This window comes from Tsukamurella sp. II2bb, from assembly GCF_057815145.1.
Window position 1 is genome coordinate 220,333 of the sequence record NZ_JBYPZI010000003.1, and the last position, 20,494, is coordinate 240,826.

At 72.2% G+C, this 20,494-nt stretch carries 14 protein-coding genes; 4 read left to right on the plus strand and 10 right to left on the minus strand.

Annotated elements, in window-relative coordinates; all coding sequences use genetic code 11:
- Positions 1-53: 53 nt before the first annotated feature.
- Positions 54-1,157 carry a branched-chain amino acid aminotransferase gene (locus AC21LY_RS09575; RefSeq protein WP_489046225.1) on the plus strand — a complete coding sequence of 368 codons (1,104 nt, stop codon included), beginning with the start codon at positions 54-56 and terminating at the stop codon, positions 1,155-1,157.
- Here the strand turns inward: AC21LY_RS09575 and AC21LY_RS09580 are convergent.
- From AC21LY_RS09580 to AC21LY_RS09615, 8 genes are all read right to left on the minus strand, one after another.
- On the minus strand, positions 1,096-1,956 hold the full coding sequence (locus AC21LY_RS09580) for an SMI1/KNR4 family protein (protein ID WP_489046226.1): 861 nt from the start codon (positions 1,954-1,956) through the stop codon (positions 1,096-1,098). The genes AC21LY_RS09575 and AC21LY_RS09580 overlap by 62 nt on opposite strands.
- A 377-nt stretch (positions 1,957-2,333) precedes the next feature.
- Entirely contained in the window at positions 2,334-3,362 is a 1,029-nt protein-coding gene (locus tag AC21LY_RS09585) for a LacI family DNA-binding transcriptional regulator (protein ID WP_489046227.1), read from the minus strand.
- A gap of 138 nt (positions 3,363-3,500) precedes the next feature.
- Complete coding sequence (locus AC21LY_RS09590) at positions 3,501-4,883, minus strand: MFS transporter (RefSeq protein ID WP_489046228.1); 1,383 nt, start codon at positions 4,881-4,883, stop codon at positions 3,501-3,503.
- A 25-nt stretch (positions 4,884-4,908) separates the two neighbouring features.
- Positions 4,909-5,826 (minus strand): dihydrodipicolinate synthase family protein, encoded by a 918-nt coding sequence (locus AC21LY_RS09595; RefSeq protein WP_489046229.1) that lies wholly within the window; start codon positions 5,824-5,826, stop codon positions 4,909-4,911.
- 96 nt (positions 5,827-5,922) lie between these two features.
- Positions 5,923-7,128: an oxygenase MpaB family protein gene (locus AC21LY_RS09600; protein WP_489046230.1), complete on the minus strand. Its 1,206-nt coding sequence runs from the start codon at positions 7,126-7,128 to the stop codon at positions 5,923-5,925.
- A 141-nt stretch (positions 7,129-7,269) separates the two neighbouring features.
- Complete coding sequence (locus AC21LY_RS09605; protein ID WP_489046231.1) at positions 7,270-8,028, minus strand: adenosylcobinamide-GDP ribazoletransferase; 759 nt, start codon at positions 8,026-8,028, stop codon at positions 7,270-7,272.
- Between the two features lies 1 nt (position 8,029).
- Positions 8,030-9,709 carry a nicotinate-nucleotide--dimethylbenzimidazole phosphoribosyltransferase gene (gene cobT, locus AC21LY_RS09610; protein WP_489046232.1) on the minus strand — a complete coding sequence of 560 codons (1,680 nt, stop codon included), beginning with the start codon at positions 9,707-9,709 and terminating at the stop codon, positions 8,030-8,032.
- 3 nt (positions 9,710-9,712) lie between these two features.
- Positions 9,713-10,396 (minus strand): DUF3043 domain-containing protein, encoded by a 684-nt coding sequence (locus tag AC21LY_RS09615; RefSeq protein ID WP_489046233.1) that lies wholly within the window; start codon positions 10,394-10,396, stop codon positions 9,713-9,715.
- Positions 10,397-10,531: 135 nt separating this feature from the next.
- Between AC21LY_RS09615 and AC21LY_RS09620 the strand changes: the two genes are divergently transcribed.
- The 3 genes from AC21LY_RS09620 (at position 10,532) to trhA (ending at position 12,651) form a co-directional block, all read left to right on the plus strand.
- The gene (locus AC21LY_RS09620) at positions 10,532-10,879 is read left to right on the plus strand and encodes a HesB/IscA family protein (protein ID WP_489046234.1); all 348 of its coding nucleotides are present in this window, start codon (positions 10,532-10,534) and stop codon (positions 10,877-10,879) included.
- 78 nt (positions 10,880-10,957) lie between these two features.
- Positions 10,958-11,947 carry a carbohydrate kinase family protein gene (locus AC21LY_RS09625; protein WP_489046235.1) on the plus strand — a complete coding sequence of 330 codons (990 nt, stop codon included), beginning with the start codon at positions 10,958-10,960 and terminating at the stop codon, positions 11,945-11,947.
- Positions 11,948-11,994: 47 nt separating this feature from the next.
- Positions 11,995-12,651 (plus strand): PAQR family membrane homeostasis protein TrhA, encoded by a 657-nt coding sequence (gene trhA / locus AC21LY_RS09630; RefSeq protein WP_489046236.1) that lies wholly within the window; start codon positions 11,995-11,997, stop codon positions 12,649-12,651.
- Positions 12,652-12,688: 37 nt separating this feature from the next.
- Here the strand turns inward: trhA and AC21LY_RS09635 are convergent, their stop codons facing one another.
- Positions 12,689-18,331, minus strand: coding sequence for an amino acid adenylation domain-containing protein (locus tag AC21LY_RS09635; protein WP_489046237.1), 5,643 nt, complete (start codon positions 18,329-18,331; stop codon positions 12,689-12,691).
- A gap of 46 nt (positions 18,332-18,377) precedes the next feature.
- Positions 18,378-20,342 carry an asparagine synthase (glutamine-hydrolyzing) gene (gene asnB, locus AC21LY_RS09640; protein WP_489046238.1) on the minus strand — a complete coding sequence of 655 codons (1,965 nt, stop codon included), beginning with the start codon at positions 20,340-20,342 and terminating at the stop codon, positions 18,378-18,380.
- Positions 20,343-20,494 lie beyond the last annotated feature (152 nt).

A 20,494-nucleotide genomic window follows, 5' to 3' on the forward strand; every position in this document is an offset into this window, starting at 1 on the left:
TTCCTACTGATAGGCGCCCGCGCCCGCACGCGCGAGTCGTAGAATCATGTCCCATGACAACTGGCACGGCCTTCGCCCTCACCCGCAACGACCACCCCCGCTCTGCGGCTGAGCGCTCCGAGATCTTGGCGAACCCGGGATTCGGCAGGTACTTCACCGACCACATGGTCTCGCTCCGCTGGAACGAGGAGAAGGGTTGGCACGACGCGGAAGTGCTGCCCTACGGCCCCATTCCGATGGAGCCGTCGGCGTCGGTGCTGCACTACGCGCAGGAGATCTTCGAGGGGCTCAAGGCCTACCGCCAGCCCGACGGTTCGGTCGCCACCTTCCGGCCCGAGGCGAACGCCGCCCGGTTCCAGCGGTCCGCCGAGCGCCTCGCGATCCCGCCGCTGCCCGCGGACGTCTTCGTGGAATCGCTCAAGCAGCTCGTGGCCGTCGACGGGGAGTGGGTGCCCGCCGCCGGCGGCGAGGAGGCCCTGTACTTCCGCCCGTTCATCTTCGCCGACGAGGAGACCCTCGGCGTCAAGCCCTCGAACAGCTACCGCTTCCTGGTGATCGCCTCGCCGGCCGGCGCCTACTTCGCCGGGGGCGTGAAGCCCGTCTCGGTGTGGCTCTCCCGCGAGTACGTGCGCGCGGCACCCGGCGGCACCGGTTTCGCCAAGTGCGGCGGCAACTACGCCGCGTCGCTGGTGGCGCAGGCCCAGGCCGCGCAGCAGGGCTGCGACCAGGTCGTCTGGCTCGACGCGCTCGAGCACGAGGCGATCGAGGAGATGGGCGGGATGAACCTGTTCTTCGTCTTCGGTTCGGGCGCCGAGGCCCGGGTCGTCACGCCCGAGCTCACCGGCACCCTGCTGCCCGGCGTCACCCGCGACTCGCTGCTCCAGGTCGCCCGCGACGCCGGCCTCGAGACCGAGGTCCGGCGGATCACCGTCACCGAGCTCAAGGAGGGTGTCGCCTCGGGCGCCATCACCGAGGTCTTCGCCTGCGGCACCGCCGCCGTCATCACGCCCGTGGGGCGGGTCAAGGGCGCGTCGGAGGACTTCACCATCGGCGACGGCGAGCCCGGTGAGATCACCATGGCCCTGCGCGAGACCCTCACCGGCATCCAGCGCGGCACCGTGCCGGACAAGCACGGCTGGATGCACACGCTCGGCTGATATCGGCACTCACGCTCGCGGCCCGCACCGATTCCGGTGCGGGCCGTTCGCGTTCAGTAGTAGTCGTCGGGACCACGGCTTCCTTCCCGTAGTCCCTGATATCGGTGTCGAAGATTCCGCGCTCACAAGACAAGATGACAGCCTCGATCCACGTTTCCAGGTTCGGGGCGTGGACGGGCCGGAGCTCGTCGGCATGGTGGAACTCGAGGACCTGGCCGGCAACGCTCGGATAAGGACGTGAATCGCCTCCTGGCAGTCGAGCCTCACCTGCCATATCGACGACCAGTTCTGGACCGCCGTGCTCCATGAGCGGGAGAAAGTACTCGCCCCACCATGTCGATTCGATCCAACCCGGTTCGTCCGCGCGCAGCTCCCGAAGCATCGTCAACTTCTCGATCGCGTTACGTGCTGACGTCAGTTCGTGGTAACTGATCATGTACGCCGTGCACGGATACTCGTCGTAGGGATTCGGCCCGTGCCATCCGAGGAAGTCGCGATACAGCTGCGGCAGTGGCATACCGAAGACGCGTTCCAGCTCATCGAGATCCTCCGGTGAGGACCCTATCGGCGCACCATCTTTCGAAGCGTTCTGCGATGAATTCCGTGTGGTCCGTCGCAGAACGCTTCGAAAGATGTCGGCTAATGGGTGACTTCGCCTGGCTGCGGCCGCCGGGGAGCTGATTGAACACGGTATCGACCAGGCGGTAGGGGATCCGGAGGGCCGGGTACCAGGGGAGGGTCGACGGAACGACGAGCCCGGTGAGATCACCATGGCTCTGCGCGAGAGTCTCACCGGCATCCAGCGCGGCACCGTGCCGGACGAGCACGGCTGGAGCCGGCTGGCTCAGGGGCGGCGCGGCGCTGCGAGTTGCGGGTGGTTCGCATCTGATGCGCTCGCCACACGGAGACGTGCCGCCGTACCCGGTCTCCTCGGTCGTCCCCCGCGCGGCACCGATCCGCGGCCTCCACGTTCGTTCCCCCACAGGGAGCCGGTCGTCCGGGATGGGCTCGGCCGACCCCCACGCGGCGCCCATTCCCCCACCACACGCCACACCCCGCTCACCAGACGCCGATTCCCCCACCAGACGCAGCCACGCCACGAGGGGGAGCAGCCGACCCCCATGCGGCGCCCATTCCCCCACCGCACGCCACACCCCTCGGATGCACGATGCTCTGTTAGCGGCGGCGGGGCGGGCCGGAGGACGAACGGGGGATGAGGGTCGGCAGGACCTTCCGGATCGGGTCGTCCGGGGCGGGCTGGGTGAGAACGAGTTCCACTGCGCTCGCTGCGATCTGGTCGAACGCTGTACGCATGGTGGTCAGCGGGACGGGCAGATGGGCGGCCAGCGGGACGTCGTTGTAGCCGACCACCGCCAGGTCCGTGCCGATGGCCACGCCGTGCCGCTGCGCCGCGGAGTACAGCCCGACCGCGAGGTTGTCGTTCGCCGCGAAGACCGCCGACGGCACGCTCGGCGCCGTCAGGAGGCGCTCGCCGCCGGAGGCGCCGTCCTCGACGCCGTAGCCCGTCTCGAGCAGCCACTCCGGACGGATCTCGACGCCGGCCTCCTCGAGCGCGCGGGTGGCGCCGGCGAGCCGTCCCGCCGCGCTCGACGCGAACTGCGGCCCGGTGAGCAACCCGATGTCGGTGTGCCCCAGGTCGAGGAGGTGGCGGACCGCGAGATAGCCGCCGGTCTCGTCGTCACCGATCGAGGACGGGCTGATGCCGTCGGTGCGCAGCACCAGTGCGTGGGGGATGCCGCGGGCGCGCAGCCGCGCCGGAAGGCTGTCGAGCCGGCGGGTCGAGGCGATGATGACACCGTCGATGTTGCGGGCCAGCAGGGTCTCGACGGCGTCCCGCTCCTCGGACGGGCTGTCGCCGCTCGTGGCCACGACCGCGAAGTATCCGCTGCGGGAGGCGACCCGCTCGATGGCCTCGAACATCAGGGCCATCACGGTGTCGCTGAGGCGGGGGACCACCACGCCGAGCGTGCCGGTCTCGCCGCGCCGCAGGTTCGAGGCGATGGTGTTGCGCCGGTATCCGAGTTCTCGCGCGACCTTCCGGGTGTGCTCGGCCGCGGAGGAATTGGATCGGCCGGGGCGGTCGTCGAGCGCGCGGCTGGCGGTCGACAGGCTGACCCCGGCGGCCTTGGCGACATCACGCAGGGTGACGGTGGCGTTCTGCCTGCGCTGCTGAACCGGTTCCATCGTCACCCCGCCCGTTATCGGCGCCGCGGGAAGCTTCCGCGCTGCCGCGGATCGGCGCTGTTCGAAGACCATGGTAGCCGCGGCGGGAACGTCGTCGTCCCCGCCGCGGCTACTGGGCCGGGCGCTCGTCGCGCTCCGTTACGGAGACAGCTCCTCGAGCGCGACGCCCTGGGTCTCGATCCCGAACCGCAGCACCGTCAGGCCCCCGACCAGAGCGATGAGCGCGAAGGCGATGAAGACCCAGCGGATGCCCACGCCGGCCACCACGAACCCGACCATGGCCGGCCCGATGGACGAACCGATCCGCAGCCACGCACTGCCGAAGCCCGTGCCGACGGCGCGCAGGCGCGTCGGGTAGAGCTCCGCGGAGTACAGGTAGAGCGAGAACGAGATCGTCTGCAGGATGGCGTACGCGAGGGTCGCGCCGACGAGGACCTGCACCGCCGAGGTCGCGCCGAGCACCGCGAGCACCGTGAGCGGGACGATCGCGAGCAGGAACGCCGCCGTGTACCAGCGCTTGCGACCGACCCGGTCGATCAGCAGGGCGCACGCGACGGACGCGAGTACGCCGACCGCGGAGGTCGTCCACCCGTAGAAGATGCTCTTCTGCAGGTCGAGATGGAAGTGCGACTTGTACAGGGTCGGCAGCCAGGTGACCATGCCGTTGTTGATCGTGTACGCGCTGATCCACAGCACCCAGATCATCAACGTGCGCCGCAGGTAGACCCCGCGGAACAGCTCCCGCCAGTCCGACTTGACCATCGCGCGGGGATCGACCGCGACCTCGGGGACGGCGGGCAGCTCCTTGCCCTCCCGGATCGCCTCCCGTTCGAGCATCGAGACGACCTTCTCCGCCCGCTCCGTCCGCCCGGTGGCGGCCAGCCAGCGCGGTGATTCCGGCATGAAGATCCGCAGCGGGATCATCAGCAGCGCCGGGATCATGCCGACGATGAACAGCGCCCGCCAGCCGAACTGCGGCACGAGGAAGTACCCGGCGATGCCGGCGAACATCAGGCCGATCGGGAAGATCAGCTCGTAGAGCAGGAAGAACCGGCCCCGCTTGCGCGCACCGATGAACTCGTTGATGTACGCCGAGGCGACGGGCACCTCGCCGCCCGTGCCGACGCCCTGGAGGAAGCGGAAGACCAGCATCGACGTACCGCTCCACGCGAACAGGCACGCGACGTCCATGGAGACGAACAGGACGATGGTGATGAGCAGCGTGGGGAGGCGCCCGATGCGTTCGGCCAGCCATCCGAATCCGAGCGCGCCGACCAGTTGGCCGAGGTACCCGGCGGAGAGGATCATGCCGACCTGCGAGGGGCTCAGGCCCCACTGGTCCTTGAGCTGCGGCATCGCGAAGGCGATGACCAGGACCGTGTAGGCGTCGAAGAAGGTCGCAGAGCCGATGATCACGCGGATCATCAGGAGCCGGCGGGTGATCGGGATGCGTTCGAGCCGTGCGGTCAGCTGCGCGTTCGCGGCGGCCGCCGCGGTGGACGCGCTCGTGGTGGCGGACATGGTGCGTGACCTTTCGGCGGGGTGCTCAGAGGAGACCGGCGCTGGAGAGCGCCGCGGCGATCTCCTCGTGGGCGCCGGGGCCGAGCGGGAGCAGCGGCGATCGGACCGTTGCGTGCTCGAGGATTCCGCGTGCGACCAGGCCCTCCTTGAGCGCGACGGTGCCCTCCATGTGCGAGCCGCGGTGGTAGACCGCCTTGGTGATGGGTAGGAGCCGGTCGTGGATCGCGCGCGCGGCGGGGTAGTCCTGGGCCTTACCGGCGGCGATCAGCTCGACGAGCGGCTCCGGGGCCAGCCCGCCGTAGCCCACGAGCAGACCGTCGACGTCGAACATCGTGTGCAGAAGGTACTCGTCGTGGCAGCTCATGATCACCAGATCCGGGTTCTCCTTGCGCAGCACGGGGATCTCGGTGTCCCAGCGACGCATGTTGCGCACGCCGTTCTTGGTGGCGAAAACGCCTTCCTGCGCCGCGATCTCGAGCTGGGTATCGAGGTTGTAGGTGGCCTTGGTCGCGTCCGGGTACTGGAACAGGATCAGCGGCAGGCCGGTCTCCTCGTAGATGGCGCGGTAGCGGTCCTGCGGGGCGCCCGGTTGGTACCCGAACCGCAGCCACCCGTGCGAGGGGTAGACGAGGCCGGCAGCGGCACCCGCTTCGACGGCGCGCTTCGCCTCGGCCACGGCGACCGCGGTGCCCTCGCCCGTGATGCCCGCGATGATCGGCAGGTCGACGGCGGCCTTGAGGTTGCGGATCAGGTCCGTCTGCTCGGTCTGGGTGAGGAACGTCCCCTCGCCCGCGTGGCCGAGGACGACGAGGCTCTTGACCCCGTCGACGCCTGCGAGCCAGGTGCCGAGCTTGGCCATCGCGGCGTGGTCGACGGCACCGTCGCGGGTGAACGGGGTGACGGGGGCGGGGTTGAGGCCACGGAGGTCGGGGAAGGCGGTCATGCTGTCGGGCTCCTTGCGTCTGGGTGATGAAAACGTTCCCGGGAACGTTTTCACTATGACGCGCGCAACAGGACCGTGTCAAGAGTGGTGGAGATCTCAGTGATGCATCGCCGAGGCGCCGACGGTCGCGTCGGCGCCCAGGGTTCGCATGAATCGTGCCTGGCTGCGGTCGCCGCGCCGGGCGGCGCGTTCCCGGCCGCCGGGGAGCTGATTGAACACGGATTCGATCAGGTGGTAGGGGATCCGGAGGGCCGGGTACCAGGGGAGGGTCGACGGGACGCCGAGCTCCTTCATCGCCGTCCTGCCGAGGTAGGCCGTCGCGACGGACAGGTGCTGCGATCGGGCGATCCGGCGGCGGATCCCCTTGAGGCGGCGGTAGTTCCAGGTCATCGGGTCGTCGGCCATGGGCCGGGCGAGGGCCCTGCTCGTCTCGTCCGGCGTGGACAGTGCGCGCGAGGTCTGGAAGAGGATCCGCAGGCTGTCGCGGAAGCTGTGCGGCAGGAAGTCGTCGTGCACCCCCATCAGGTGTCCGACGTAGCGCGTCAGGTGCGCCGCGGCCTCGTACTCGCGGGGGTGGGCGAGCATGCCCATCCCGGTGCCCGTCGTCACCGGGGCGATGAGGGCGCCGACCAGGGTGGCCGCCATGTCGGTCTGATTGATCGGCAGGCCGTGCGTCTCGCCGTCCCAGTCGGGGAGTGCCGCGACGTGCCGGCGCACGATCGCGTGGATGAACCGCACGTGCAGGGTCGAGCGATAGCCGGCGCCGCCCGGTCGCAGCCCGCCGGGGGTGATCACGTCGAGCGCCCACTGCGAGGTCTCCGCGAATCGCTTGTTCGAGCCCTTCTCGAGCGCACCGGTGCGCAGCAGTGTCTGGTTGAAGCCGGAGAACAGGTAGCCGCCCATCAGCGCTACGTCGCGCGCGATGGCGAAGCCGTCGGCGCCGCCGCTGCGCAGGAGCTGCCCGCCGAGCAGGATCTTGTCCCAGTCGACCCAGTCCGGGGCGGACTCCATGTCCGCGAAGAAGTCCCGCAGTTCCGACGGTGCCTCGGGGACCGCGGCGATGCCCTCGTTCAGGGCGCGGTCGAAGAGGGGCCTGCGCGCATCGCGGTCCTCGTGGATCCATTCCACGAGGTCGTCCATCGGCGCGTCCCCGACCGTGAGCAACTCGCCGAACCGGCGGAACTCCGCCGGTGTGGGCTCGGCGAGCCGGAGCAGCCGGCTGACCATCGCGATGCCGGGAGGTACCGGGCGCGGGGAGGCCGGGTGCCGAGCGGGTACCTGCGTCGGGACGGTTGCGGTCATGGCGGCCTCGCGGATCGTCGTGTGACTACGTGTGTTGTCAGACTATGTCCGCGTTCTCCACGTCGTCAAGACCGGTTTCCGTTCCGCGCTGGAGGGGTGGGGTGGCGGCCGCGGCGGGGGGAGCGGGAAGGCGGGTGCGTGTCAGGGGGTGACGCACATGCCGATCACCGCGGCCACCGTGGCGAGCTCGATGCCGAATCCCAGGACGTCGCCACTGATCCCGCCGAATCGCCGCACACAGTGCCGCATGACCAGGAGCGCGAGGGCGAGCGCGATCAGCACGGCGACGGGGCCCTGCCAGGGGCGGGCGGGCACCGTCGGGACGGCGGCGGCGAGGGCGGCCAGGAGCCAGAAGCCCTGCGCCGCAAGGCCCTGGGTGCCGGCGGTGAGCGCGCCGAATCCGTCGGGGTTCGACGGTGACCACCCCCGCCGGCAGCCGAGCACGGCCGCGACCCGGGCGGCGCCCACGGCGACGCCGAGCGCGAGCCACAGGCCGCGTTCGGCGAGCGCGCCCGCCGCGGCCGCCTGGGCCACGAGGAGCAGCACGAGGGCGGCGGCACCGAACGGGCCGACCGTTCCCTGCCGCATGATCTCCCGCGCGCGCTCGGGCGGCCCGTAACTGCCGAGCCCGTCGACGCAGTCCGCGAAACCGTCGAGATGCATGCCGCGCGTGAGCAGCGCCGCGGCGCCGACGGCGAGCGCGCCGACGAGCACCGTCGGCAGGCCCGCGGCGTGCGCCGACCAGCCGACCGTCACCACGAGCGCCCCGACGAGCGCCCCCGTGACGGGTACCAGGGCGAGGATGCGGGCACCGTCGGGCCGGGCGATCCGGCTCGGCTGCACCGAGCCGGGGACGGGCAGGACCGTCATCCAGGCGACGGCGGCGGCGAGGTGCCGCACGTCAGTCGGCGGCCTTCCCGGAGACCCCGGCCGAATCGAAGGTCGCCATCTCGCCCAGGACCGCCACGGCGGAGCGGACCAGCGGCAGCGCGAGCGCGGCGCCGCTGCCCTCGCCGAGCCGCAGGCCCAGATCGAGCAGGGGCTCGAGGTCGAGGCGCTTGAGCGCGAGGGAGTGCGCGGGCTCGGGGCTGCGGTGCCCGGCCACCCACCAACTCACCGCTCCGGGGGCGAGATCGTTCGCCACCAGCGCGGCGGCCGTGACCACGACGCCGTCGAGGATCACCGGGGTGCGCCGCACCGCGGCCTGCGCCAGGAACCCGGCCATCGCGGCCAGGTCGGCGCCGGCGATGGTGCGCAGCAGGGCCTTCGGATTCCCGACGTGCGGCCGGGCGCGGTACATGCCGTCGCGCACCGCGGCGGCCTTGCGCATCCAGGCGTTGTCGTCGATGCCGGTGCCGCGGCCCACGACGAGCACGGGCTCGGTGTCGGTGAGCGCACCCACGAGGATCGCGGCGGGCGTGGTGTTGCCGATGCCCATGTCGCCCGCGATGAGCAGGTCCGCGCCGGAATCGACCTCCTCGTCGGCGATCCGGCGGCCGGCGGCGATCGCGGCGATCGTCTCCTCGTCGGACATCGCGTCGGTCACGGCGATGTCCCCCGAGGAGCGGCGGATCTTGTTGCGGCTCAATTCCTCGGCGGTGTCGCCCGCGACGGCGATGTCCTCGACGCGGACCGTCGCGCCGGCCTGCGCGGCGAGCACGTTGATCGCGGCGCCCGCGGCGGCGAAGTTCGCGACCATCTGCGCCGTGACCTCCGGCGGGTACGCCGAGACGCCGCCCTGGGCCACGCCGTGATCGCCCGCGAAGACGACGATGCGCGCCCGCTCGAACTGCTTCGGCGGGCACACGCCCTGGCAGCCGGCGATCCACTCGCCGAGTTGCTCCAGCCGCCCCAGCGAGCCGGCGGGTTTGGTCAGCTCGAGCTGCCGGTCCCGGGCCTCGCGGGCGACGAACGGATCCGGCGGCGAGAGCGGCGGGAAGGCCAGCGGGTCCGCGCCGGGCTCGAACGGCGGCAGCACGATCGGCGGCGGCGCGGGGACCTCCGGCACGGGCTTGGGCCGCGCGACCGGGGTGGGCGCGGGGGCACCGTCGGCGGACGGGCCGGCGAGGGCGACGGGGATGCCGGCCACGACGAGCTCGGCGCGGTCCGCGATCGCGGCGAGGCGCGCGTTGAGCGCCCCCAACAGATCCTGGAAGAGGCGCCCCGCGTGCGTCGCGGGCACGACCGACAGGCCCACCTCCGGGCTGACGAGGACCAGCTCGCCCGGGTAGGCCGCCGCGGCGGCGACGAGACCGTCGACGTCGGCGTTCACGTTGTCCGGGGTCTCCCACCCCGCCGCGTCCAGGCGGGCGGCGAGCCAGCCGCCGAGGTCGTCGACCAGCGTGGGGGCCGAACCCTCGGACAGTACCGCGCGCAGGTCCTGCGTCTCGACCGTGGACCACGACGCGGGGCGCCGCGCCCGATGGGCGGCGACCCGGGCGGTGAGGTCGGGGTCACCGTCGGGCCGCGGCGCGGTGGCGATGTAGCGCACGGCACCGGACGGCATGGCCGCGCCGATCAACTGCTCGGCGCGCGCGGACTTGCCGGAGCGGACCCCACCGAGGACCAGGGTGAGGGCCACGGCCTAGACCGCGTCGCCCGGCGAGACCCGCGGCCGCGGGATGCGCATGCGCCGCAGCTGGGTGGTGCGCATGAAGGCGTACCAGCCGAGGCGGAAGCCGGTCTCCGTGGTGTCCGGCCAGCGTTCGCGGACGCGGTTGTTGATGCGACGGCCGGTCAGAGTGCCCTCGATCGCCATCACGGCCACCATGACCAGCAGGATCAGCATCGGTATGCCGGCCAGCGTGGGCATGTTGACGGTGATGAACATGAACATCATCACCGCGACGGCCAGCGGGATGAACATCGTCGAGACGTGGCGCTTGGCGTCGACCAGGTCCCGCACGTAGGCCTTGACGGGGCCCTTGTCGCGGAGTGGGAGGTAGCGCTCGTCGCCCTGCATCATGAGCTCGCGGCGCTCGTTGGCCTGCGACCGGCGTTCCGCCGCGGCGGCCTTGCGCTCCTCCTTGCTCATGGAGTTGCGCAGTTCCTTCTTCCGGGCGCGCGCCTCCGCCCGCGTCATCGGAGCGGGGGCGACGGGGCCGCGCTTGCGGCCCTGCGCCTCACGGCGGCTGGGCGTGGGGCGGCCCTTGCCCGGGGTCTGCGTGGGCTTGCGCGCAGCATCCGCAGCGGTCTCGTCGACGGTGCCGGCCGCGGACTCCGCCGCCTCGGAGGTCGATTCGTCGGCCTTCTGCCAGGGGAGTTTCACATCGTCCAGCCTATTCGATCGGGTCGGGTCCGCGTCGATGCGGGTGAGACGATGCGCGCGAGGCGTGGCGGGCGGGAATGGTTGGTGGGGGAGTACCGTTGAAGCAGACACCGACGTGCGTCTGTGAGGAGAACCATGACTACTGCTGAGACCGAAACCACCGGTGTGGTGCTGACGGAGGCCGCCGCTGCGAAGGCCAAGGCGCTGCTGGACCAGGAGGGTCGGGACGACCTGTCCCTGCGGATCGAGGTGCAGCCCGGCGGGTGTGCCGGGCTCCGGTACCAGCTGTACTTCGACGATCGCACGCTCGACGGTGACGTCGTCTCCGAGTTCGGCGGCGTGAACCTGTCGGTCGACCGGATGAGCGTGCCGTTCCTGATCGGCGCGAAGATCGACTTCGTCGATACGATCGAGAAGCAGGGCTTCACCATCGATAACCCCAACGCCACCGGCTCGTGCGCCTGTGGTGACTCGTTCAACTGACGCCTGCGAGGCGCCCGAGACCCTTCCGCGGTTAGGCTGACTGGATTCGTCCGTCGCCGACCACGGGAGGGTTTCGTCGTGTCGATCGCCGTTTCCGGTTCCATCGCCACCGATCATCTGATGCGTTTCGAGGGGAAGTTCTCCGAGCAGCTGCTCGCCGAACACCTCTCCCACGTCTCGTTGAGCTTCCTGGTGGAGGAGCTCGTCCTGCAGCGCGGCGGCGTGGGTGCGAACATCAGCTTCGGCATGGCGCGACTGGGGGGCCGGCCCGTGCTCATCGGCGCGGTCGGGGCCGATTTCGACGAGGGGTACCGCGGCTGGCTCGAGGAGGCGGGTGTCGACACCCGCGCGGTGCGGGTCTCCGAGACCGCGCACACCGCCCGCTTCCAGTGCACGACCGACTCCGAGATGGCGCAGATCGCGTCCTTCTACTCCGGTGCGATGGCCGAGTCGCGGGAGATCGCGATCGCCGACGTCGTCGGCACCGTCGGGGAGCTGGACCTGGTGGTCGTGGGCGCGAACGATCCCGCGGCGATGACGCGGCACACCGCGCAGTGCCGGGAGGCGGGCATCCCGTTCGCGGCCGATCCCTCGCAGCAGCTCGCGCGACTCGACGGCGAGCAGGCGCGGGAGCTGGTGGAGGGCGCGAAGTTCCTGTTCACGAACGAGTACGAGTGGGGCCTGCTGCAGCAGAAGACCGGCGTGAGCGCCGAGCGGCTCACGGCGATGGTCGAGGTCCGGGTGACCACGCTCGCCGAGAAGGGCGCCGAGATCGTCGTGAACGGTGCCGACGGTGAGGTGGAGCAGCGGATCCACGTGGACGTGGTGCCCGACCGGGGTCGCGTCGACCCGACCGGCGTCGGCGACGCCTTCCGGGCCGGCTTCCTCGTGGGCCTCGACGCGGGCCTGTCGTACGAGCGGTCCGGCCAGCTCGGCTCCTATGTGGCGGTCAAGGTGCTCGAGACCGTCGGGCCGCAGGCGTGGGACTACGACGCCGACGACGCGCGCGAGCGGCTCGGCGAGGCGTACGGTGCCGCGGTCGCCGCTGAGATCCTCGGAGCGCTGTAGCTCACATTCTGCATTACCCATGAGTAACCTACGGTATCGTAGGTTGCATGACGACCGTGGGAATCCCTGACGTGAAGCCGCGGCTGCGAGGCGTGATCCACCAGTTCGGGGCGCTCGGCGCCGTCCTCCTGGGCATCCCGCTCGTGGTGGCGGGGTTCCTGCAGTCCGCGAGCGCCGGGTTCGCGCTGCTGGTGTACGCGATCACCGTCTTCGGGGTGTTCGGGGTCAGCGCCGCGTACCACCGCGGCCGCTGGACCGAGGCGCAGCGGATCTGGATGAAGCGCGCCGACCACTGCATGATCTTCGTCTTCATCGCGGGCAGCTACACGCCGATCGCGGTGCTGGCGCTGCCCTCCGGCGTCGCGCACTGGGTACTCGCGGTGGTCTGGGGCGGCGCCGTCGCCGGGGTCGCGCTGAAGCTGCTGTGGCCGCACGCGCCGCGCTGGGTGGGCGTGCCGCTGTACATCGCCCTCGGCTGGGTGGTCGTGGCGGTCGCGGGCGACCTCGTGCGCGGCGCGGGCTGGACCGTCGCGATCCTGCTCGCGATCGGCGGCGTCCTGTACAGCGGGGGAGCGATCCTCTACGCCACGCGCTGGCCGAACCCGTGGCCCGGCGTCTTCGGGCACCACGAGTTCTTTCACGCCGCGACCGTGATCGCCGCGCTCTGCCACTACGCCGCGATGTGGATCGCCCTGCTGCGCTGAGCGCGCCGCTCCGGCCGGACCTGATGATCCGGCTCGATCACGAGGCCCAGCCGGAGCAGAGGTGCTCGACGAGGCGGGCACGAGTGGGATGCGCGAAGACGTCGGTGGCACTCACCGCGTCCAGGCCCGGTATCGCCCGCAGCTCCTCCGCCAGCGCCACGACCTGGATCGAGGTTCCGCCCGCTTCGAAGAACGAATCGTCCGGCCCGATGCTCGCTCCCAGCGCCCCGCCCCAGAAGCCGTCGACCGCCCGCGCGATCATCTCCCGGTCGGCGCCGGCCGCGCGCGTCGTCCCGGCCCGCTCCGCGCGCCGGGCGAGAGCGTTCCGGTCCGCCTTCCCGCTCGGACCGGCCGGAATCGCATCGATCGCCACCACCCGGCTGGGACGCAGGTGCTCGGGGAGGCGCGAGCGCACGCGCGTGCCGATCACCTCGACGTCGTGCGCCTCGTGCGCGGGGACGACGAAGGCGACGAGGCGACGGTCGAGTTCCTCGCCCACGGCCACGACGGCGGCCGCCGCGACGTCCGGATCCGCCGCCAGCACGGCCTCGATCTCGCCCGGCTCCACCCGGTGGCCGCGGACCTGCACCTGATCGTCCGCACGGCCGGCGTACACGAGGGTGCCGTCCCGCCGTTGGTGGACCAGGTCGCCCGTGCGGTACCCGGCGTGGGCGTGTCCGTCGCGCACGATCCGCGGGAAGGACTTCCGCTGCGCGGCGGCGTGACCGAGGTAGCCGGCGCTCACGTGCGGCCCGTAGACCAGGAGCTCCCCGGTCACGCCCGGTGGCAGCGGGCGGCCCTCGGCGTCGACGACCGCGGCGCCGGTGTGCGGCAGCGGCCGGCCGATCACGGACCCGGCGTCCGATTCCGCTGTCGCGAGGTCGATCTCGGCCATCGTCGTCAGGATCGTCGCCTCGGTGGGCCCGTACAGGTTGTACACCCTCGTCCCGGTGCGGGCGCGCAGGAGCGGGCGGACCGCGGCGGGTCGCAGCCGCTCGCCGCCGAGGAAGACCGTGCCGGGCGCGAGCGCGCGCCAGGTCTCCTCGGCCGCCGCCGCGGTCAGCATCTCCAGCGCGCTGGGCGTCAGGCAGAGCACGTCGGCGCGTACCGCCCGCAGCCACGCGAGGTAGCCGGCGGGATCGCGGCGGAGGCGCCGCGGCGGGACCAGGACCGTTCCTCCGCTCGTCAGGGCCCCGAAGATCTCCCAGATGCTGAAATCGAAAGCGGGCGAGTGGAAGAGTGTCCATCGGCCACCGGGAAGGCGAACGCCCTCGGTGGCGTCGAGCAGGCCCGCGACCGCGCCGTGCGTGATCGGCACCGCCTTCGGCCGGCCGGTGGAGCCCGAGGTGAAGATGACGTACGCCGGATCGGACGGAGCCGGGCCGGGCGCCGGAGCGCCCTCGCCCGTCAGGTCCGCCAGCGGGTGGCACTGCAACCCGCCCCGGTCCGGCCAGGGGGCGGCACCGTCGGTGATCACGTCCAGTCCGCCGAGGTCCGCGATCATCGCGTCCACCCGGTCCGGCGGCGCCTCGACGTCGATCGGGACGTAGGCCCGCCCCGCGTACAGGACGGCGAGCAGCGCGACGACGAGGTCCTCCGACGGTGCCATCGCGACCCCGACGAACGGCCCGTCGACGCGGGCCGTGATCGCCCTCGCGGCCGCCCGGGCGCGCCGATCCAGCTCCGCGTAGTCGACGCTGGCGGTCTCCGTGGAGACGGCGACCGCGTGGGGTTGGCGGCGCACGGCGGCCCGGAATCGGTCCAGCAGGGTTCCGGGGCGCGGGACGGTCACGGGCGGGCGGTCCGAGGCGGGCGGCCCGGGAACCGCCGGGTGCGACCACGGGATCGACGCCAGCGGGGTATCGGGCGCCTCGGCCGCCGACCGGAGCACCGAAGCGTAGATCGCGCCGATGTCCGTGCCGCGCAACGCCTCGCACTGCTCGACCCGCAGAGTCAGCTCGGTCCCGGAGCGCTCGACCACCACGGACAGCGGGAACTGCACGTGCCTGCGGCGCAGGACGTGCGTGGTCGCCGCGGCGCCGCCGATCGTCGGAGCCAGCGGGCGCGGGTAGACGGTGAAGGAGGTCGCCGCGTCGACGGCCGCTGCGACCCCCGGGATCCGATCGGCGTGGCGCACCAGGTCGAAGGACTCGATGCCGATGAGCAGGCCCACCTGACGGTCCACCTCCCGGGCCACGTCGGCGAACGACCGGCCCGGTCCGGACACGTCCACGACCACCGGCAGCGAGTTCACCAGCACCCCGCGGTGGTTCGCCGCGTCGGCGCCGGACCGGCGGTTCGCGAACGGCACCGACACCGTGACCACGGGGCCGGCGCCGAGGCACCCCGCCGTGACGGCGTGCGCCGCCAGGAGGAACGAGAACGGACGGACGCCGAGCGTCCGGCTCGCGGCGACGGCGCCGGCACCGTCGACCGTGGTGGTCGAGTCGGTGCCGGACAGTGGCGCCGCCCCGGCGCGGTGCGCCCATGCCGGGGCGGGCGAGGCGGTCGGGAGCAGCGCGGCGAAGTGCGCGATCGCCGCCGGCTCGTCCACCTCGCCCGGCGCGATCTCGTGCGGCGCCACGTCGTGCTGCGGCTCCCAGGCCGCGCCGTCGCGGTAGGCGGCGGCGATGTCGAGCACCGTCAGGTACCAGCCGAAGACGTCGGTGACCAGGTGCGAGGTGACGAGCACCGCGAACGTCCGCTCCCCGCACACGGCCACCTCGAGGTGGAACTGCGGCCACGTGTCGGGGGCGAAGACCGAGTCGTACACCCGCTCCGCGGTCGCCAGCACCGCCGCCCGGTCCGGGTAGGTCACGACCGGGACGTCGGGGCGTGCGTCGGGGTGCGGCACGCGGACCAGGGCGCCCGCGGTCCACGCCACGGTGTCGGTGACCGTGCCGGTCGCGGCCGCGACCGCGGCGATCGCCGTCGCCAGCCGGTGCGGGTCGATCCCGGTGAACTCCAGCACGGCGCCGATGTTCGCCGCCGGGTCCGCCGGGCGCGCGAACTGCGCCGCGGCGATGCGGGCCTGCGCCGGCGACGGCGGGAGCACCGCATCCGGCCGGTCCGGCGGCAGCGCGGTCCGCCACCGGCGGAGCAGGGCCGCCCGGTGCCCGTCGTCCGCGAGCATCGAATAGTGATCGCCCGCGACGTCGACGACGGTGACGGGGCCGTCGACGTACGGGGCCCAGTCGTGCGCGGGACGCACCCCGAGCGCCGGCAGGACGCCCGAGGAATCGGCCTCCGCCGCGCGGAAGACCGTGACCGGCGCCGTGATCCGGCCCGCCGGGCGATAGCCGACGAGCGCCCGGTGGTGCCGGCGCCAGCGCTCCGTGAAGTCCCGCAGGTGGCTCGCGTCCAGGTCGGTGAACCGCTGGGCCACCCGGACGGCGGCGTCCCGGTGGGCATCGTCGTCCACCGCCTCGACGGGAGTCCGGTACGAGTCCGGCGACAACGCGTCCAGCAGCAGGACGTGCGCCACCTCCGTCCCGTCCCGCTCGGCCTGCAGCGCCATCTCGACGGCGACGGTGCCGCCGAAGGAGTAGCCGCCCAGCCAGAGCGGCCCGCGGACGTCGGCCGGGATCGCGGCGAGAGCGTCGGCCGCGATCTCGGGTATCGACCGATCCCGGGCCGGCACGGTGAAGACGCCGATCGGGGCGTCGCCGAGGTCGCGCGCGAGCTGCCGGTACCCGAGCGTGGTCCCGCCGGCCGGCGGATGCAGCAGCCAGCGCGGACCGGGCCTGCTCCAGTCCCCGTACCGCACGAGCGTCACGGGTTCGGCGGTGCCGGTTCCCTCGATCTGCCCGACCAGGACGTCGATCATCCGGCCGACGGTCGTGGCCGCGTCGAGCGCGTCGAAGTCGATCCGGCAGTCGAACCGGGTCTCGAGCCCGGCGACCAGTTCCACGAGCATCACCGATTCGCCGCCCGCATCCATGAAGTCGGCCGCGCGCAGGTCCTCGTCGTCCGCGACGTCCCCGTCGTCCTCGATGCCGAGCGCGGAGACGAAAGCGGCCCGGACCGCCTCGCGGACCGCGCCGTCGGCCGGTTCGGCGCGCGCGGTCATCGCCGGGCCGCTCGTCGCCCCCGAGTCCGGCGGCAGGTCGACGTGGGTCTCGTCGAACGGCGTGGGCGGGAGCAGCGCGAACCGGCCCCCGGCCGGGGCGGGGCCCGGCGGTGCCGGTTCCGGGTCCGACGGTGCCTCGAGCGCGCGCACGAGGTCGGGGAGGGTCTCCGCGTGCACGGCGACGGTGTGGTTCCCGGATTCCGCCCGCCGGTGCAGCGTGAGCGCGACATCGGCGACGCCGATGTCGCTCCGCCCCCGCAGCGCCTCGGCCAGGCGCGACCGGTACGCGCGGAGCGTCGCCTCCGACGGCGCCCGGAGCACGACGGTGCCGCCGGCCTCCGTCGGCGCGGGGCGCGGAGGAGCGGGCACCAGGACCGCGGAGACGTTGCCGCCGCCCATCCCGAACGAGTTGACGGCGACCGCCGCACCCTCGGGCAGGGCCGACGCGGCGCCGGCGATCCCGAACCGTGTGTCCTCGAGCCCGAGCGCCGGGTGGGCGGCGCCGAAATCCGGCTGCGGCGGCACGGTCCCGTGCCTCAGGGCCAGTGCGGCCTTGAGCAGCCCCGCCACCCCGGCCGCCACGTCGAGGTGCCCGAAGTTCGCTTTGAGGGACCCCAGGAGGCAGTGGGGACCGGCGCCGTGGGCCCGGTCCAGGCCGCGGATCTCGATCGGATCGCCGAGGGCGGTGCCGGTGCCGTGCGTCTCCACGTAGCGGATCCGCTCCGCTGCGATGCCGGACCGCGCGATCGCGGCCTCCTGCACCGCCGCCTGACTCCCCGGGTGGGGGTGCGTGAACGAGCCGGCGGCGGCACCGTCGTTGTTGGCGGCGGTGCCCGCGATCACGGCGAGCACGTCCGCCCCCTGCTCCACCGCCCGGTGCAGGCGCGTGAGGACCACCGCGGCACCGCCCTGGCCGGGCACCACGCCGTCGGCGCGCGCGTCGAAGGGTCGGCACCGTCCGGACGGCGAGAGCACGTCCCCGCCCGAGGCGATGTAGCCCGAGACGCCCGGGACGGAGAGGGAGGCGGCGACGACGATCGCGACGTCGATGTCGCCCTGCGCGAGCGCGGCCGTCGCCTGGTGCACCGCCATCAGGGAGGAGGAGCACGCGCTCTGCACGGCCAGGGCCGGCCCCGTCAGGCCGAGTTTGCGTGCGACCCGAGCGGCCGCGAACGCGGGGTCGTTCCCCAGCAGGGCGGGGTAGGGGATCGCGGCGCCGCCGAGCCGGGGCGCGAGCCGGCGCAGCAGGTAGGTGGGCGCGGAGACCGAACTGAACGTGCCGACGACGGACTCCGCCGGGTCGACGCCCGATACCTGAAGGGCTTCGGCGGCGAGCTTGAGGACCAGTCGCTGCTGCGGGTCGATCAGCTCCGCCTCCCCGCGGGGCAGCCGGAATCTGTGCAGGTCGATCGCGCCGGCGTCGTCGATCCGGGTACCGATGGGAACGTACCGGGGGTCGGCCAGGTCGGCGGCGGAGACGCCGTGGGCGAGGGCATCGCGGTCCCCGATCGGTTCCGTGCCGATGCGGCCGTCGGAGAGGGCTCGCCAGAACCCGTCGACGGTATTGCAACCCGAAAGTCTTACCGCTGCACCGATAATCGCGGAGTCCACCACGAGGACCCTACCGATTCGACCGTTTTCGGGTGGGTATTACCGATTACAGGCGCACCGGGTAGACCGGCTCGTCGATCTGCGGGTGGATGCGATCCTCGACGAAGATGCCATGCCAGATCATGAAGATCAGGACGGTCCAGATCCGCCGGGAATGGTCGGTGCCACCCGGCCAGCCCTCGGGGGCCTTCGCCCGGTGCTCGTCGAGCATGGCGAGCACCGCGCGACGGTCGATCCACTCGTCGGTCTGCGACTGCTCGATGACGTTCCGGGCCCAGTCGTAGAGCTCCGGGCCCGCCAGCCAGTGCCGCAGCGGCACCGGGAAGCCGAGCTTCTTCCGGTGCAGCACGTGCGGCGGGATGATCTCCTCCAGCGCGCGCCGCAGCGCGTACTTCGAGGTGCCGCCGGCCAGCTTGAGGTCCGCCGGCAGGGTCTCCGCGACGCGGAAGACCTCCTTGTCGAGGAAGGGCACGCGCAGCTCGAGGGAGTTGGCCATCGTCATCTTGTCGGCCTTGACCAGGATGTCGCCGCGGAGCCAGGTGAACTGGTCCAGGTGCTGCATCCGCTCGACGGGGCCCCAGCCGCGGGTCTTGGCGTAGATCGGGGCGGTGACGTCGGTGTGCGTCCACTCCTCGCGGAAGCCGGGCAGCACGGAGCGCAGCTGCGCGTCGTTGAAGGAGCGCGCGTTGCCGTAGTACCGCTCCTCCAGCGGCAGGGAGCCGCGCTGCAGCAGCGACTTGCCGCGTTGTCCCTCGGGCATCCGGTCGCCGATCCTCCCCGCGGTGCGGCGGGCCCACGCGGGCAGGCGGTCGAAGGGCGCGAGCGACAGGGGCTCCTTGTAGATGGTGTACCCGCCGAAGAGCTCGTCGGCGCCCTCGCCCGAGAGCACGACCTTGACGTGCTTGCGGGCCTCCTTGGCCAGGTAGTAGAGGGGCACAAGCGACGGGTCGGCCACCGGATCGTCGAGGTACCAGACGATGGCGGGGATCGCGTCCCGGAACTCCTCGGGGGAGACCGTCTTCACGACGTGCCGCGCGCCGATCGCCTCCGCCGACTCCGCGGCCACGTCGATCTCGCTGTAGCCCTCCCGCTGGAAACCGGTGGTGATGGTGATCAGGTCCGGGTTGTGCTGGATGGCCAGCGCCGCGACGGCCGTGGAGTCGATGCCGCCCGAGAGGAAGGATCCGACGGTGACGTCCGCGCGCATGTGCATCTTCACGGAGTCGCGCAGGGCGTCCGCGATGTCCCGGTAGATCGCCTTCGCCTCGGCCGACTCCAGGCCGCCGGTCAGCGGCTTGACCGGGAAGCGGGGCTCGAAGTAGCGCCTGCCCTCGACCTTCCCGCCCGGCACCACGGTGGCGTAGCAACCGGACTCGAGCCGGCGGATGCCCAGGTGCATCGACTCGGGCTCCGGCACGTACTGCAACACCGTGTAGTGCTGTACGGCCCGCGGATCCAGGCCCGGCGTCAGCCCGGCATCGTCGGCGAGCGCCAGGACGGACTTCTTCTCACTGGAGAAGACGGTGCCCTTCGATCCGGTCGCGACGTAGAGGGGCTTGATGCCGAACGGGTCGCGCGCCAGGGTGAGCTCGCGGCGCTCGGTGTCCCAGAGGGCGAAGGCGAACATGCCGCGCAGGCGGTCGAGGACGCCGTCGACGCCCCAGTAGTGGAAGCCGGCGACGATGGCCTCCCCGTCGCCCTCGGTGCGGAACCGTGCCCCGAACTCCTCGGCGAGGCGCTGTCGCAGCTCCAGGTAGTTGTAGATCTCGCCGTTGAAGGTCAGCGCGTACCGGTCCGGGTTCTCCGGCGGGCCCCAGCGCAGCGGCTGGTGGGCGTGCTCGATGTCGATGAAGGAGAGCCGGTTGAAGGTGAGCGCCAGGTCGTCGTCGTGCCACGAGCCTCCGGTCTCGTCCGGGCCGCGGTGCCGCATGCAGCGGCCGGCAGCGGTCACCGCGTCGACGACGTCGCCCGCGTGTCGGTCGGCGGACAGGAATCCCAGAAGGCCACACACGGTGGACCAGTATGCCGGAACGGCTCCTCCAGCCGGAACAGCGCAGGCCCGAGCTGCGGGCATGCGAAACGCCGCGCCATTTGCCGACCCCGCAACGTGTACCCCGCCCCGTTGGTCTACGCTGCGTAGTACAAGGGGAACGTGCAGCCCCG